Here is a 15,385-nt window from a genome sequence, read left to right as displayed (position 1 = left end):
AAAGTTATTTTTCAAATTAGTCGGGCAGGATTTAACGCCCTGTCCGACTTTTTTCTTTCAATAAATCATTCTATTTTTAATCTTTTGCCAAAGAGAAATAATACTTGCAAACGATTATCGAGCTGCGTAAAAGAGTCTTTATAAAGACCTATACTAGAGGGAGGTAGGCTCCTTGATAGACGTTAATGAATTTGAATATATGAAAATCGGTTTAGCTTCTCCTGACAAGATTCGTTCTTGGTCATACGGTGAAGTCAAAAAACCTGAAACAATCAACTATCGTACTTTAAAACCAGAAAAAGATGGTTTATTCTGTGAGCGTATTTTCGGTCCAACTAAGGACTGGGAGTGTCATTGTGGTAAATACAAACGTGTACGTTATAAAGGCGTAGTTTGTGATCGTTGTGGTGTTGAAGTAACGCGCGCTAAAGTTCGTCGTGAACGTATGGGCCACATCGAATTAGCAGCACCAGTATCTCATATCTGGTATTTCAAAGGTATTCCTAGCCGTATGGGTCTTATTTTAGATATGTCCCCACGTGCACTAGAAGAAGTAATTTACTTTGCATCTTACGTTGTAATCGAGCCAGGTGCTACAAACTTAGACAGTAAGCAACTTCTTTCTGAAAAAGAGTACCGTGCATATCGCGAAAAATTCGGCAACACATTCGAAGCATCTATGGGCGCGGAAGCAATTAAGAAATTACTAGGCAAAATTGATCTTGAAGATGAAACGCATTCTTTAAAAGAAGAGTTGAAATCAGCACAAGGTCAACGTCGTACACGTGCCATTAAACGTCTTGAAGTTGTTGAATCATTCCGTAACTCAGGTAACTCTCCTGAATGGATGATTTTAGATGTACTACCGGTTATTCCACCAGAGCTTCGTCCGATGGTGCAATTAGACGGTGGACGTTTTGCAACTTCTGACTTAAACGATTTATATCGTCGTGTAATCAACCGTAATAACCGTTTAAAACGTTTACTAGACCTTGGTGCTCCAAGTATCATCGTACAAAACGAAAAACGTATGTTACAAGAAGCTGTTGATGCATTAATCGATAACGGTCGTCGTGGTCGTCCTGTAACAGGTCCTGGTAACCGTCCGTTAAAATCACTTTCACATATGCTGAAAGGTAAACAAGGTCGTTTCCGTCAAAACTTACTTGGTAAACGTGTTGACTATTCTGGTCGTTCGGTTATCGTAGTAGGTCCAAACTTAAAAATGTACCAATGCGGTCTGCCAAAAGAAATGGCAATTGAGTTATTCAAGCCTTTCGTAATGAAAGAGTTAGTAGAACGCGGCCTTGCTCATAATATTAAATCTGCTAAACGTAAAATCGAGCGTTTAAACAACGACGTATGGGACGTTTTAGAAGACGTAATTCGTGAGCATCCAGTATTACTAAACCGTGCACCTACGCTTCACCGTCTTGGTATTCAAGCATTTGAACCAACACTAGTTGAGGGTCGTGCTATTCGTCTTCACCCATTAGTATGTACAGCTTATAACGCTGACTTCGATGGTGACCAAATGGCGGTTCACGTACCATTATCAGCGGAAGCACAAGCAGAAGCTCGTCTTCTAATGCTTGCTGCACAAAATATCCTGAACCCGAAAGACGGTAAACCAGTTGTAACACCATCTCAAGATATGGTATTGGGTAACTACTACTTAACACTTGAGCGTGAAGCAGCTCGCGGCGAAGGAACAATTTTCTATGGACCAAACGAAGTATTAATTGCATATGATACAGGTAATGTTCACTTGCATACTCGTATTGCGATTAAAGCAAGTTCGTTAAATAACCCAACATTTACTGAGGAACAAAATAATATGTTCCTATTAACGACTGTTGGTAAAGTAATCTTTAACGAAATCTTGCCGAAATCATTCCCATACATTAATGAGCCAACTGATTTCAACTTAGAACAAGAAACACCAGACAAATACTTTGTTAAGTTAACAATTGATGAAGAAACGTTAAAAGAGCTTGAGGCAGATGCTGCTTATAATGGACTTGATGAAAAAGGTAAGGTTGAAGCACAACGCACAGCTGTACTGCGCAAACACTTTGCATCAGTACCAGTTGTAAACCCATTCCGTAAAAAATTCTTAGGTAATATCATTGCTGAAGTGTTTAAACGTTTCCACATCACTGAAACATCTAAAATGCTTGACCGCATGAAGAACCTAGGATTCAAATATTCAACACGTGCTGGTATTACTGTAGGTGTATCTGACATCGTCGTATTACCAGACAAAGGCGAAATTTTAGCGGTAGCTCAAGAAAAAGTAGATAAAGTTCAAGCGCAATTCCGTCGTGGTTTCATCACGGAAGATGAGCGTTATGATCGCGTTATCTCAAGCTGGAGTGCTGCGAAAGATGAAATTCAATCGAAGCTGATGAAGTCGCTTGAGAAAACAAACCCAATCTTTATGATGTCTGACTCAGGTGCCCGTGGTAACGCATCTAACTTTACACAGTTAGCTGGTATGCGTGGTCTGATGGCCAACCCGGCTGGTCGTATCATCGAACTTCCAATTAAATCTTCATTCCGTGAAGGTTTAACGGTATTAGAGTACTTCATCTCAACTCACGGTGCTCGTAAAGGTCTTGCCGATACAGCCCTAAAAACTGCCGATTCAGGTTACTTAACACGTCGTCTTGTTGACGTTGCACAAGATGTTATCGTTCGTGAGGATGACTGTGGAACTGACCGTGGTTTAACAATTGGTGCGTTGATGGAAGGCACAGAGTTAATTGAAGCGTTAGATGAACGTATTATCGGTCGTCATACGAAGAAAACAATTATGCATCCAGAAACAGGTGAAGTTATCTTGGCAAAAGATGGCTTAATCGATCAAGATATCGCTCGTGCGGTTATCGAGGCTGGTATCGAGGAAGTAACAATCCGTTCAGCATTCACTTGTAATACAAAACATGGTGTATGTAAAAAATGTTACGGCATGAACTTAGCAACAGGTGAAGAGGTTGAAGTTGGAGAAGCAGTTGGTATTATTGCGGCTCAATCAATCGGTGAACCAGGTACACAATTAACAATGCGTACATTCCATACAGGTGGGGTTGCCGGGGATGATATTACACAAGGTCTTCCACGTATCCAAGAGATTTTTGAAGCACGTAATCCTAAAGGTCAATCAGTTATTTCTGATATCGCAGGTACTGTTTCAGACATCACTGAAATCCGTGAAGGTCTAAAAGAGATTACAATTGAAGGTGAAGTAGAAACGCGTAAATACGCAGCACCTTACAATGCTCGTCTAAAAGTACAAGAAGGCGACTTTGTAGAACGTGGTCAAGTATTAACAGAAGGTTCTATCGATCCAAAACAATTATTAAAAGTTAAAGACGTTTCAACAGTTCAAGAATACCTGTTAAAAGAAGTACAAAAAGTATACCGTATGCAAGGGGTAGAAATTGGAGACAAACATATCGAGGTAATGGTTCGCCAAATGCTTCGTAAAGTACGTGTAATCGAAGCTGGTGATACAGAATTATTACCAGGCTCATTACTAGATATTCACCAATTCTCAGAAGCAAATGCAGATGCTGTGCTAAATGGCAAAAACCCTGCAACTTGTCGTCCTGTAATCCTAGGTATTACAAAAGCGTCTCTTGAAACAGAATCATTCTTATCCGCTGCATCATTCCAAGAAACAACTCGTGTGTTAACGGATGCTGCTATTAAAGGAAAACGTGATGAACTTCTTGGTCTGAAGGAAAACGTAATTATCGGTAAACTTGTTCCTGCAGGTACTGGTATGCAACGTTACCGTCAAATCCGTATTGAAAAAGATGAGCTTGACACAGAAGACCTAGTTTCTGCTGAATAATCATTAAAATAAGTGCCGAAGAGATGTGTTTTTATCATCTCTTCGGGCTTTTTAAAGATATTAGTTGACAGTCGAAATTGGTAATGATAATATATTGAAGGTTGATAGTTAACTATCTGTACTTCGGAGGATATGAAAATGTCTTATGATAGAGTAAGGGATAGTCAAACAATCATAGGTACAAAGCAAGCAGTAAAAGCAATGCGAGCCGGTTCAGTGAAAGAACTTTTTGTGGCACTCGATACAGACAATTGGGTAACCGATTCGGCCATATCTTTCGCGAGAGAAATCGGTATACCAGTTATTCTTGTTGAGTCGAAAAAGGAACTGGGCAAGGCCTGTGGAATCCACGTTGGAGCTGCAGTAGTTGCGATTACTGTAGAGTAGTTTTTGTGTATTAAACACAAAGACTTTGTTTTTACCCAAAAAATGAACCACCTGGATGTGTGGTATTAACATTGAATAAATGAAGGGAGGAAATACCGATGCCTACAATTAACCAATTAGTACGTAAGCCTCGTCAATCAAAAATCACGAAATCAAAATCACCAGCGTTAAACAAAGGATATAACTCATTTAAAAAATCTTTAACTGATGTTAAATCTCCACAAAAACGCGGAGTTTGTACTCGTGTAGGTACAATGACACCTCGTAAACCAAACTCAGCGTTACGTAAATACGCTCGTGTACGTTTAACTAACCAAATCGAGGTTACAGCTTATATCCCAGGTGAAGGCCACAACTTACAAGAGCACAGTGTTGTTCTTATCCGTGGCGGACGCGTAAAAGACTTAGCGGGTGTTCGTTACCATATCGTACGTGGAGCTCTTGATACAGCTGGTGTAAACGGTCGTTTACAATCACGTTCTAAATACGGAACAAAACGCCCTAAAGAAAAAAAATAATTTAACATTATTGAGCGTTGCTTAATAATGGGCCTAAGTAGTTGTCGCAAATTTTTAATCGCGCTAGCAGATTGGAAATTTGCGCGACAAATATGGCAAAACAATTCTTATAAAATAAATCGATAACTATTCGAAAGGAGGAAAACACATGCCTCGTAAAGGTCCTGTTTCCAAACGTGACGTGTTACCAGATCCAATTTATAGTTCAAAACTAGTAACTCGTTTAATTAATAAAATGATGGTTGATGGTAAAAGAGGTACTTCTCAAAAGATTTTATACGGTGCGTTCGAACTTGTTAAAGAACGTTCTGGTGAAAATCCAATTGAAGTATTCGAAGCTGCTCTAAATAACGTAATGCCAGTTCTTGAAGTACGCGCTCGCCGTGTTGGTGGTTCTAACTACCAAGTGCCAGTTGAAGTACGTCCAGAACGTCGTACAACTTTAGGTCTTCGTTACCTAGTTAACTATGCTCGTCTTCGTGGTGAAAAAACTATGGAAGAGCGTTTAGCTAACGAAATCCTTGATGCTTCTAACAACACTGGTGCATCAGTTAAAAAGCGTGAAGATATGCACAAAATGGCAGAAGCGAACAAAGCATTCGCTCACTACCGTTGGTAATCTAAACATCGCATAAGCCCAATATGGAAGGAGAAATACCTTATGAAACGCGAATTCTCTCTAGAGAATACTCGTAATATTGGGATCATGGCTCACATTGATGCTGGTAAAACAACAACTACTGAGCGTATCCTTTATTACACAGGTAAGATTCACAAAATCGGTGAAACTCACGAAGGCGCTTCTCAAATGGACTGGATGGAACAAGAGCAAGAACGTGGTATCACAATCACTTCTGCTGCGACAACAGCTCAATGGAACGGCAACCGTGTAAACATCATCGATACTCCTGGACACGTAGACTTCACTGTAGAAGTTGAACGTTCACTACGCGTACTTGATGGTGCTGTAACAGTTCTTGATGCTCAATCTGGTGTTGAACCTCAAACTGAAACAGTATGGCGTCAAGCTACAACTTACGGTGTTCCACGTATCGTGTTCATTAACAAAATGGATAAAACAGGTGCAGACTTCCTATATTCTGTAGGTACTCTACATGAACGTTTACAAGCAAACGCTCACCCTATCCAATTACCTATCGGAGCTGAAGATCAGTTCTCAGCAATCATTGACTTAGTTGAAATGAAAGCTACTTTCTACGGCGACGAAAAAGGTACAGCAGTGACTCAAGGCGAAATCCCTGAAGAACACCGCGCACAAGCTGAAGAATACCGTGAAAAATTAATCGATGCTGTTGCAAGTGTTGATGAAGAAATCATGGAGAAATATTTAGAAGGCGAAGAAATTTCTGTTGCTGAACTTAAAGCGGCTATCCGTCGTGCTACAATCGCAGTAGAATTTTACCCAGTAATCTGTGGTACAGCATTCAAACACAAAGGCGTACGCCCAATGTTAGATGCAGTTATCGATTACTTACCATCTCCAGTAGATGTACCAGCAATCAAAGGTACTAATGTTGATGGTGACGAAGAATTAGAACGTCATTCTTCAGATGAAGAGCCATTCTCAGCTCTTGCATTCAAAGTTATGACTGACCCATTCGTAGGTAAATTAACTTTCTTCCGTGTGTACTCTGGAACATTAGATTCAGGTTCATACGTACAAAACTCTTCTAAAGGTAAACGTGAGCGTGTAGGTCGTATCCTACAAATGCACGCAAACTCTCGTGAAGAGATTTCAAAAGTATTTGCTGGGGACATCGCAGCAGCAGTAGGTCTTAAAGATACTACTACTGGTGATACTTTATGTGACGAGAAAAACCTAGTTATTCTTGAATCAATGGAGTTCCCTGAGCCAGTAATTTCTCTTTCTGTAGAACCAAAGTCAAAAGCTGACCAAGATAAAATGGGTCAAGCTTTACAAAAACTTCAAGAAGAGGATCCAACTTTCCGTGCTCACACTGACACAGAAACTGGTCAAACAATCATCTCAGGTATGGGTGAGCTTCACCTTGATATCTTAGTTGACCGTATGCGCCGTGAATTTAAAGTAGAAGCTAACGTAGGTGCTCCAATGGTATCTTACCGTGAAACATTCCGTAGCTCTGCAAAAGTTCAAGGTAAATTCACTCGCCAATCTGGTGGTCGTGGACAATATGGTGACGTAACGATTGAGTTCTCTCCAAACGAAGAAGGTAAAGGCTTTGAATTCGAAAACGCTATCGTTGGTGGTGTAGTACCTCGTGAATACATTCCTGCTGTAGAAGCTGGTCTTCGTGACTCTCTTGACCGCGGTGTAGTAGCTGGTTACCCACTAATCGACATTAAAGCGAAATTAGTATTCGGTTCTTACCATGACGTTGACTCGAATGAGATGGCGTTCAAAATTGCTGCATCTATGGCTCTTAAAGAAGCTGCTAAACAATGTGATGCAGTTATCTTAGAACCAATGATGAAAGTAGAAGTTGTAATTCCAGAAGAATACCTTGGTGATATCATGGGTAACATTACTTCTCGTCGCGGACGCGTTGAGGGTATGGAAGCTCGCGGTAACTCTCAAGTTGTTCGTGCAATGGTTCCTTTATCGGAAATGTTTGGTTATGCAACAACTCTTCGTTCAGCAACACAAGGTCGTGGTGTATTCTCAATGACATTCGATCATTATGAAGAAGTACCAAAATCAATTGCTGCTGAAATCGTTAAAAAAAATAAAGGTGAATAATTGAATTTTCATCTTGCATAAAGTATAACTAATTTGTAAGCTATGATTGTGGGATGGTGGATGGGCCCGTTCGCCATCAGCAATCATTCTATAAATTTTTAAAAAATATAAACATATAATTTTGAGGAGGCAATCTCTAATGGCTAAAGAAAAATTCGACCGTTCAAAAACGCATGCTAACATTGGTACAATCGGACACGTTGACCATGGTAAAACAACTTTAACTGCTGCAATCGCAACAGTTCTTTCTAAAAAAATGGGTGGAGAAGCTAAATCATACGCTGATATCGATAACGCTCCAGAAGAAAAAGAGCGTGGTATCACAATCAATACTTCTCACGTAGAATACGAAACTGATACTCGTCACTATGCACACGTTGACTGCCCAGGACACGCTGACTATGTTAAAAACATGATCACTGGTGCTGCTCAAATGGACGGCGGTATCTTAGTAGTATCTGCTGCTGACGGCCCAATGCCACAAACTCGTGAACACATCCTTTTATCTCGTCAAGTAGGTGTTCCATACTTAGTAGTATTCATGAACAAATGTGATATGGTAGACGACGAAGAATTATTAGAATTAGTAGAAATGGAAATCCGTGACCTACTTTCTGAATATGACTTCCCAGGTGACGATCTTCCTGTAATCAAAGGTTCTGCTCTTAAAGCTCTTGAAGGTGAAGCAGAATGGGAAGAAAAAATCATCGAATTAATGGACGCTGTAGATTCTTACATCCCAACTCCAGAACGTCAAACTGACAAACCATTCATGATGCCAATCGAGGACGTATTCTCTATCACTGGTCGTGGTACAGTTGCAACTGGTCGTGTTGAACGTGGCCAAGTTAAAGTTGGTGACGTTGTTGAAATCATCGGTATCACTGAAGAAGCTAAATCTACAACTGTAACTGGTGTAGAAATGTTCCGTAAATTATTAGACTACGCTGAAGCTGGTGACAACATCGGTGCATTACTTCGTGGTGTAGCTCGTGAAGAAATCCAACGTGGTCAAGTATTAGCTAAACCAGGCTCAATCACTCCACACACTAACTTCAAAGCTGAAGTTTATGTTTTATCAAAAGAAGAGGGTGGCCGTCATACTCCATTCTTCTCTAACTACCGTCCTCAGTTCTACTTCCGTACAACTGACGTAACAGGTATCTGTAACTTACCAGAAGGCGTTGAAATGGTAATGCCTGGCGATAACATCGAAATGACAGTAGAACTTATCGCTCCAATCGCTCTTGAAGAAGGTACTAAATTCTCTATCCGTGAGGGTGGCCGTACTGTAGGCGCTGGCGTAGTTGCTTCTATCCAAAAATAATTTTAGCGCAAGCTAATTTTTCTAACCAATCTGTAGGGACGCTTACAGATTGGTTTTTTTTTATGTTAAAATAAGAAAAGAGTTATGGATAATCCAACCTTAATTAGATTATTTTATGTATACATAATAGGTGAAATACCAAGAAAGCAGAATTATCCCAACACGATAATAGTGAGAAAAGAAAGGAGAATTTGCAAATGGAGATGAAAATATTGCTGATTGAAGATGATCCTTCAATTTTCGAAATGATTCAGACACGTTTTGCACAATGGTCGCTTCAAGTTGTAGGTCCTAAAGATTTTCAAAAGGTGATGGATGATTTTATTGAACAAAAGCCACAGCTTGTATTGATTGACATCCAGCTGCCATCCTTTGATGGCTTTCATTGGTGTCGTGAAATACGTCATATCTCAAAGGTGCCAATTCTCTTTCTATCTTCCCGAGACCACCCAATGGATATGGTAATGGCAATGCAAATGGGTGCGGATGACTTTGTACAAAAGCCTTTTCATATGGAAGTTTTACTGGCAAAGGTACAAGCTATTTTACGCCGTTCATATGATTATATAGAAGAATCAATGGATGTCACAAGGTTTAATGGTGCAGTTATTGACTATGCACGCAGTGAGATTATGTATGAGGGTAACCTTGCTTCTTTAACTAAAAATGAACTCTTTATTTTACGTATTTTAGTGGAGAAGGCCGATCAAATAGTTTCTAGAGATGATTTAATGAGAAGGCTATGGGATGATGAGCGCTTTGTTAATGATAATACATTGTCGGTAAATGTTAATCGATTACGTACGAAGCTTGAGGATATAGGTTTACAAGAAGTAATTTCAACTAAAAAGGGACTTGGTTATATGGCTGTAACACAAGGGGCGTGAGTGACAATGCTAATTTTATATGTAAGAGAACGCCTCGCATGGATAGGTTTTTTCGTTTTTATCACCGTTATGATCAATGTTTTATTTTCTTTAGACGCTGGATTAGAGGGAATATCTATTTGGTATATGAATATTAGCGTGCTTATTAGTTTTACGATCTTTCTTATTTGGCGATATGTAGTAGAAGTAGGGCAACTAAGAGATTTCCTGGGAAATGTAGAAAGCCAACTAGATGATGTACATAGTGAAAAATTGGCTTTATCACCTTTTCAAACGGCATACCTGACGAAAATTGACGATGTTTTTTATGATAAGAATACAGAGTTAAATCAAGCTAAGGTACAGCTACAAGAATATTCAGATGGGCTCCTAGCTTGGGTTCATGAAGTAAAGGCACCTTTGACTGCAATTAATTTAATGCTGGATCACATAGAAGATTTGACACTACGTCGTAAATTAGAGACTGAGTGGCTAAGACTACATTTATTGGTTGATCAGCAGCTACACCAAACACGTTTAGCTTCTATTGAAAAAGATAATTATCTGACAGAGATCGAGCTAAAGACTGTGGTCTATAAGGAGATAAGAGCTATGCAGGCATGGTGTATTGAAAAAAGTATCGGTTTCGATGTTGAAGAGTTAACAGGGGCAGTAATGACGGATGGAAAATGGCTAGCCTTTATAATCCGACAGATTCTGTCCAATGCCATTAAATATAGTCCTGCAAATTCAGAGGTATTGATTTTTACGGAAATAGATGCAACTGGAGCGACACTATTACATATAAAAGATACAGGTATTGGTATTCGTAAGGAGGATCTACCTCGAATTTTTCATAAATCGTATACTGGGACAGCCGGAAGAGAGTCTGCACAATCAACAGGTATGGGTTTATACTTAGCACATAATGTGGCGCAGAAAATCGGCGTTCGTATTACTGTCCAATCCAGTGTTGGAGAAGGCTCGATATTTACATTACGTTTTCCATTACAAAATGAATTTGTGAAACTAAAAGGTAGATGACGAAATTGTCACCTACCTTTTTATATTGTCATGTAAAACACACGAATCAGTGAAGAAGACAGGGTACACTTGAACTAAAGGAAGGGGCGATTACAAGTGGCAGTTTTAATTGGTCGTAAAGTAAAAAAAGTATATGGCAAAAAATCAACAGCTCAAGAGGTTTTAAAGGGCATTGATTTAGAAGTAAATCAAGGTGAATTTGTTGGCATTATGGGACCTTCAGGCTCTGGGAAGACAACACTTTTAAATGTTTTGTGTTCAATTGACTTTGCAACAGAAGGTGTTATTGAAATAAATGGTCAAAACTTACGTGGTATGAAGGAGAAGGCATTAGCTAATTTCCGCCGCGAACAATTAGGATTCATATTCCAAGATTATAATTTATTAGATACATTAACGGTAAAAGAAAATATTCTACTACCATTAGCTATTGGTAGGCTACCAAAGGCTGTTGCAGAGAGTCGTGTAAAAGAGCTTACACACTTATTAGGGATTCCCGAGATTTTAAATAAATACCCAAACGAAATATCAGGTGGTCAAAAGCAACGTACTTCAGCAGCTCGTGCACTAATTACAAATCCATCGCTTGTTTTCGCTGATGAACCTACAGGTGCACTTGATTCAAAATCAGCCACTGCACTTTTAAAAAATCTACAAAGTATTAATGAATCAAAAAAAGCAACGATTATGATGGTTACGCATGATGCAGTAGCAGCGAGCTTTTGTACGCGTGTTTTATTTTTGAAGGACGGACTCATTTATAGTGAGCTATATAAAGGAGATAAAACAAGACAGGCTTTTTTCCAAGAGATCATGCATACGCAAAGTGTGCTAGGCGGTGACGGCTATGAGTCTTAGTAAGCTCGTGTTACGTAGCATGAAGAAAAATATGAAGCATTATTATTTATATTTCTTCGCACTTATTTTTAGTGTTACTTTATATTTTTCTTTTGTGACATTGCAAAATAATGCTGAAGTGCTCGATACAGTAGAGCAGAGCGGTACGGCCACAGCGGGTTTTAAAGCGGCAACATATATGCTGTACTTTATTATCTTGTTTTTTGTACTTTATGCAAACCATCTATTTATGAAGCGTCGCAGTAAGGAAATAGGCTTGTATCAGCTAATAGGGATGACAAAGGGTCTTATCGTACGCTTATTAGCGGTAGAAAGTATCCTCTTATTTGTAGGAGCAATCGTTTTAGGTATGCTTGCAGGGTTCTTTAGTTCGCGCGTATTTGCAATGATTTTACTGCGGGTACTCGAAAAAGAGGCACTTGTGACGATGACATTTAGTACAGAGGCATTGCAGCAGTCTATCGTAGTATTTGCCATTCTACTAGTCATTGTACTTGTGCAAATGGCTTGGATGATTTACCGCGTATCATTACTATCATTATTCAGTGCTGCAAAGCAAGCTGATGAGCGCGTAAAGCGTTTCAACCCATTACAAATGGTTATTGGTTTTTTAGGACTTGTATTTATTGCATATGGCTACTATGCATCAACGAAGCTTTTCGATATTAACTCTCAGGATAATTTAATGCTTAATATGATTGTTATTTTAGCAACTACCATTGGCGGAACGTTCCTTGTTTTCCGTTTCTCTGTAGCATTTATTATGAATTCAATTCGTCTTAAGAAAAATGGACATTTAACTGTCCGTGATGTATTAGCATTAACACCGATTATGCATCGTATGAAGAGTAATGCGAAATCCTTAACACTTATTACGGTTTTAACGGGTTTTTCACTTGGGGTTACAACTTTAGCATATATTTCGTATTATTCATCAGAATCGTCGGCATATAGTCAAGTACCCGGAGATTATGTATTACTTGAAGATAAGGGCCAGGAATTTTTAAAGAAGCTAGAAGAAAATAATATTGCTTTTGATAAAAGAGATTTCCGATTACAGAGTGTTTCAGCTTCGTTTACACAATTATTATCTGAAAGTCAGCAAAATAAGGATAATCCCCTTTTTGGTTTAGAAGGAATCATTTATACAATTCCACTTTCTGATTATCAACAAATAGTTCCTGAAGCTTCCGTTTCGGATAATGATGTTATATTAACAAACTACGGTGGTTATATGGCAGAGATGTTCCCACTTGAAAAGGATCGTGATGTAGTTGTCACTCCTGGAGGTCCAGAGGTAACTAAAGAAGAAACGCTTCATGTCAAAGATGTTCAACATGAAAGTATTATAAGTGGTGCCGTGACTTCAGGGCCTGGGGGACCAATTTTCGTAGTTCCAGATGCATTGTTTGAAAAACTAGCTGCTCATGATGTACCTGATATGTGGCATAAACAAACTACTATTAATATAAAGAATAAAAGTGATTTAGCTCTAGCAGAGAAATTATATATGCAAACAAATGGAGAGAAATATATAGAGTCCTATGAGGAAGAACGTAAGGAGAATATCGAAACATTAGGAATAACGATATTTACCGCAGCATTTTTAGGCTTAGCATTTTTAATGACAACAGGCAGTATTTTATACTTTAAGCAAATGTCTGAGGCTGAAGAGGAGCGAGGTTCTTATACGATCTTAAGAAAGATTGGCTTCGCTGAAAAAGATATTATGAAAGGTATCTATATGAAACAAGCGTTTAATTTTGGTGTTCCATTAATAATAGGGCTGCTCCATAGTTACTTTGCTGTAAAGTCAGGTTGGTTTTTATTCGGCTCAGAGTTAACTGCACCATTATGGATTGCTATGAGCTGCTATATAGCGTTATACGCTATCTTCGCTATACTTTCCGTTGGCTATTATAAAAAAGTCATTCGTGAATCATTATAATAGGAAGAAATCTAAAACAGTATGATTATTTAAGATCATACTGTTTTTTTGTCGTTTAAATTGGGAAGATTATTATAGGGGTATAAAAATATCTTGACTTTCAATTATTAGACGGTTAAAGTTTAACGTGTTAGTAATCTAGTGTACGAAAGTGAAGTGTTGAAATGAACGCAGTAATTGTGGCAGTAGCTGTCATGTTAATATTAAGCTTGCTCCGTATCAATGTTGTTCTTTCTCTAGTATTGGGGGCCTTTGCAGGAGGTCTAACAAGCGGCATGGGTATTGAAGCAACTGTAAAATCATTTACAGAAGGATTAGGAGCAGGCGCAACGATTGCTTTAAGTTATGGCTTGCTTGGTGGTTTTGCTATCGCTATTTCAAAAACAGGAATTCCAGAATTAATGATTGCAGGGATTCTGAAAATATTAAATAAAAACGGTACAAGTAATCGAAAAGGTTTAGTAAAGGTTTTAATCTTTTTACTAATCTTTATGATGTCTATTTTCTCACAAAACTTAATTCCAATTCATATAGCCTTTATCCCATTATTGATACCTCCAATCTTAAAGGTATTAAATATGCTAGAGGTTGACCGACGAATTATTGCAACATTAATTGCTGTTGGTTTAGTAGGTACATATAGTTTTGTTCCTGCTGGCTTCGGAGCTATATTCCAAGATATCGTTTCTACTCAAGTAACTAAGGCAGGTATGGAGGCATCTTCACGGGATGTGCCAGTAGCGATGGCTATACCCGTTCTGGGGATGTTAATTGGATTATGTGTAGCCTTTTTCGTTTACCGAAAGCCTCGACAATATCAAAACAATGATGTGGAGACAGAGTCTTTAAATGTTCATGTTAGTAAGTTTGTTATTGTTTCTACGACTGTGGCTTTAATTGTCTCTCTATGTGCACAAATTTATACTGATTCGATGATTGTAGGTGCTTTTGCAGGTATTATGATTATGTATTTTACTGGTGCACTTAATTGGAAAGAGGCAGATGAGATTCTTTCTGAGGGAATGAAGATGATGGCCTTTATTGGCTTTGTTATGATCGCTGCAAATGGCTTTGCTTCTGTTATTAACGCCACAGGTCATATAGATAGCTTAATTAATGGTTCGATAAACATTCTTCAAGGGAATACGAGTCTAGCTATATTTATTATGTTGGTCATTGGTTTAATTGTGACGATGGGGATCGGTTCATCCTTTGCGACAGTACCTATCATCGCGACCTTATTTGTTCCGCTTGCACAAGAGTTAGGAATGAGTCCGTTGGCGATTATTTGTCTAATAGGTACAGCAGGTGCTTTAGGTGATGCAGGCTCTCCTGCTTCTGATTCTACTCTTGGACCAACTGCGGGTTTAAATGTAGATGGACAGCATAATCACATTTGGGATACATGTGTGCCAACGTTTATTTTTATTAACATCCCACTTATTATATTTGGTTGGGTTGCATGTGTGTTCTTCTTATAAAGTAATAGTAAGAGCGGTTTCTAAATAGTAGAGACTGCTTTTTTTACATGTTGGCACCGCTTAATTGTTAGAAATGTCCGAAAACGTTGATATAACAACCTTATGTGTTGCAAAGTGCATTGAAATTTTATATACTAATAAACGGCTTAGATAAGCGAGAAATATTAGTAGTATAAGAATATCTGCAACATTTAAAAGAATTTAGCGAAAAGACTTGCTTATTCTTTTTTTATTGTGTATAATGTTGAATGTTGGTCTTTGACTGCGATGAAACGAGAGGTTGCCGACACACCCGGCCGCTTTGCCATGGCGGTGTGTGGGAGAATTTTCGTGGAGAATGTCTAGAAAATAGGCGAG

At 38.7% G+C, this 15,385-nt stretch carries 11 protein-coding genes; all 11 read left to right on the top strand.

Going from position 1 to position 15,385, the window contains the following annotated elements:
* Positions 1 to 172 precede the first annotated feature (172 nt).
* The 11 genes from rpoC to AMS59_RS05770 all read left to right on the top strand — a co-directional run bounded on the left by rpoC (position 173) and on the right by AMS59_RS05770 (position 15,028).
* Positions 173 to 3,859 (top strand): DNA-directed RNA polymerase subunit beta', encoded by a 3,687-nt coding sequence (gene rpoC / locus AMS59_RS05820; protein WP_053482820.1) that lies wholly within the window; start codon positions 173 to 175, stop codon positions 3,857 to 3,859.
* Between the two features lie 138 nt (positions 3,860 to 3,997).
* Positions 3,998 to 4,246 carry a ribosomal L7Ae/L30e/S12e/Gadd45 family protein gene (locus AMS59_RS05815; RefSeq protein WP_053482819.1) on the top strand — a complete coding sequence of 83 codons (249 nt, stop codon included), beginning with the start codon at positions 3,998 to 4,000 and terminating at the stop codon, positions 4,244 to 4,246.
* 98 nt (positions 4,247 to 4,344) lie between these two features.
* The gene (rpsL, locus tag AMS59_RS05810; RefSeq protein ID WP_010860613.1) at positions 4,345 to 4,764 is read left to right on the top strand and encodes a 30S ribosomal protein S12; all 420 of its coding nucleotides are present in this window, start codon (positions 4,345 to 4,347) and stop codon (positions 4,762 to 4,764) included.
* Between the two features lie 148 nt (positions 4,765 to 4,912).
* On the top strand, positions 4,913 to 5,383 hold the full coding sequence (gene rpsG / locus AMS59_RS05805; protein ID WP_036123710.1) for a 30S ribosomal protein S7: 471 nt from the start codon (positions 4,913 to 4,915) through the stop codon (positions 5,381 to 5,383).
* A gap of 42 nt (positions 5,384 to 5,425) precedes the next feature.
* Positions 5,426 to 7,504, top strand: a complete 2,079-nt coding sequence (gene fusA, locus AMS59_RS05800; RefSeq protein WP_053482818.1) for an elongation factor G — start codon at positions 5,426 to 5,428, stop codon at positions 7,502 to 7,504.
* Between the two features lie 139 nt (positions 7,505 to 7,643).
* The gene (gene tuf, locus AMS59_RS05795; RefSeq protein WP_053482817.1) at positions 7,644 to 8,831 is read left to right on the top strand and encodes an elongation factor Tu; all 1,188 of its coding nucleotides are present in this window, start codon (positions 7,644 to 7,646) and stop codon (positions 8,829 to 8,831) included.
* A gap of 203 nt (positions 8,832 to 9,034) precedes the next feature.
* A complete protein-coding gene (locus AMS59_RS05790; protein WP_053482958.1) occupies positions 9,035 to 9,718 on the top strand; it encodes a response regulator transcription factor in 684 nt (227 codons plus the stop codon).
* 6 nt (positions 9,719 to 9,724) lie between these two features.
* Positions 9,725 to 10,741, top strand: coding sequence for a HAMP domain-containing sensor histidine kinase (locus AMS59_RS05785; RefSeq protein WP_053482957.1), 1,017 nt, complete (start codon positions 9,725 to 9,727; stop codon positions 10,739 to 10,741).
* A 96-nt stretch (positions 10,742 to 10,837) separates the two neighbouring features.
* Positions 10,838 to 11,599: an ABC transporter ATP-binding protein gene (locus AMS59_RS05780; protein WP_053482816.1), complete on the top strand. Its 762-nt coding sequence runs from the start codon at positions 10,838 to 10,840 to the stop codon at positions 11,597 to 11,599.
* Positions 11,589 to 13,547, top strand: a complete 1,959-nt coding sequence (locus tag AMS59_RS05775; protein WP_053482815.1) for an FtsX-like permease family protein — start codon at positions 11,589 to 11,591, stop codon at positions 13,545 to 13,547. Before AMS59_RS05780 ends, AMS59_RS05775 begins: the two co-directional genes overlap by 11 nt.
* A 164-nt stretch (positions 13,548 to 13,711) precedes the next feature.
* Positions 13,712 to 15,028, top strand: coding sequence for a Na+/H+ antiporter family protein (locus AMS59_RS05770; protein WP_053482814.1), 1,317 nt, complete (start codon positions 13,712 to 13,714; stop codon positions 15,026 to 15,028).
* The last annotated feature ends 357 nt before the right edge of the window (positions 15,029 to 15,385 follow it).

This window comes from Lysinibacillus sp. FJAT-14745, from assembly GCF_001275675.1.
In the GTDB taxonomy this organism is placed as follows: Bacteria; Bacillota; Bacilli; order Bacillales_A; family Planococcaceae; genus Lysinibacillus.
Note: the sequence above shows the minus strand (reverse complement) of the source record. Positions and strands in the feature narration are given on the sequence as shown.

What these genes read in the sequence shown, in the direction of transcription:
- AMS59_RS05770 (WP_053482814.1), top strand. Translation starts at nt 13,712, where the DNA reads ATGAACGCAGTAATTGTGGCAGTAGCTGTCATGTTAATATTAAGCTTG.
- fusA (WP_053482818.1), top strand. Translation starts at nt 5,426, where the DNA reads ATGAAACGCGAATTCTCTCTAGAGAATACTCGTAATATTGGGATCATG.
- AMS59_RS05785 (WP_053482957.1), top strand. Translation starts at nt 9,725, where the DNA reads ATGCTAATTTTATATGTAAGAGAACGCCTCGCATGGATAGGTTTTTTC.
- AMS59_RS05815 (WP_053482819.1), top strand. Translation starts at nt 3,998, where the DNA reads ATGTCTTATGATAGAGTAAGGGATAGTCAAACAATCATAGGTACAAAG.
- rpsG (WP_036123710.1), top strand. Translation starts at nt 4,913, where the DNA reads ATGCCTCGTAAAGGTCCTGTTTCCAAACGTGACGTGTTACCAGATCCA.
- AMS59_RS05775 (WP_053482815.1), top strand. Translation starts at nt 11,589, where the DNA reads ATGAGTCTTAGTAAGCTCGTGTTACGTAGCATGAAGAAAAATATGAAG.
- rpsL (WP_010860613.1), top strand. Translation starts at nt 4,345, where the DNA reads ATGCCTACAATTAACCAATTAGTACGTAAGCCTCGTCAATCAAAAATC.
- tuf (WP_053482817.1), top strand. Translation starts at nt 7,644, where the DNA reads ATGGCTAAAGAAAAATTCGACCGTTCAAAAACGCATGCTAACATTGGT.
- AMS59_RS05790 (WP_053482958.1), top strand. Translation starts at nt 9,035, where the DNA reads ATGAAAATATTGCTGATTGAAGATGATCCTTCAATTTTCGAAATGATT.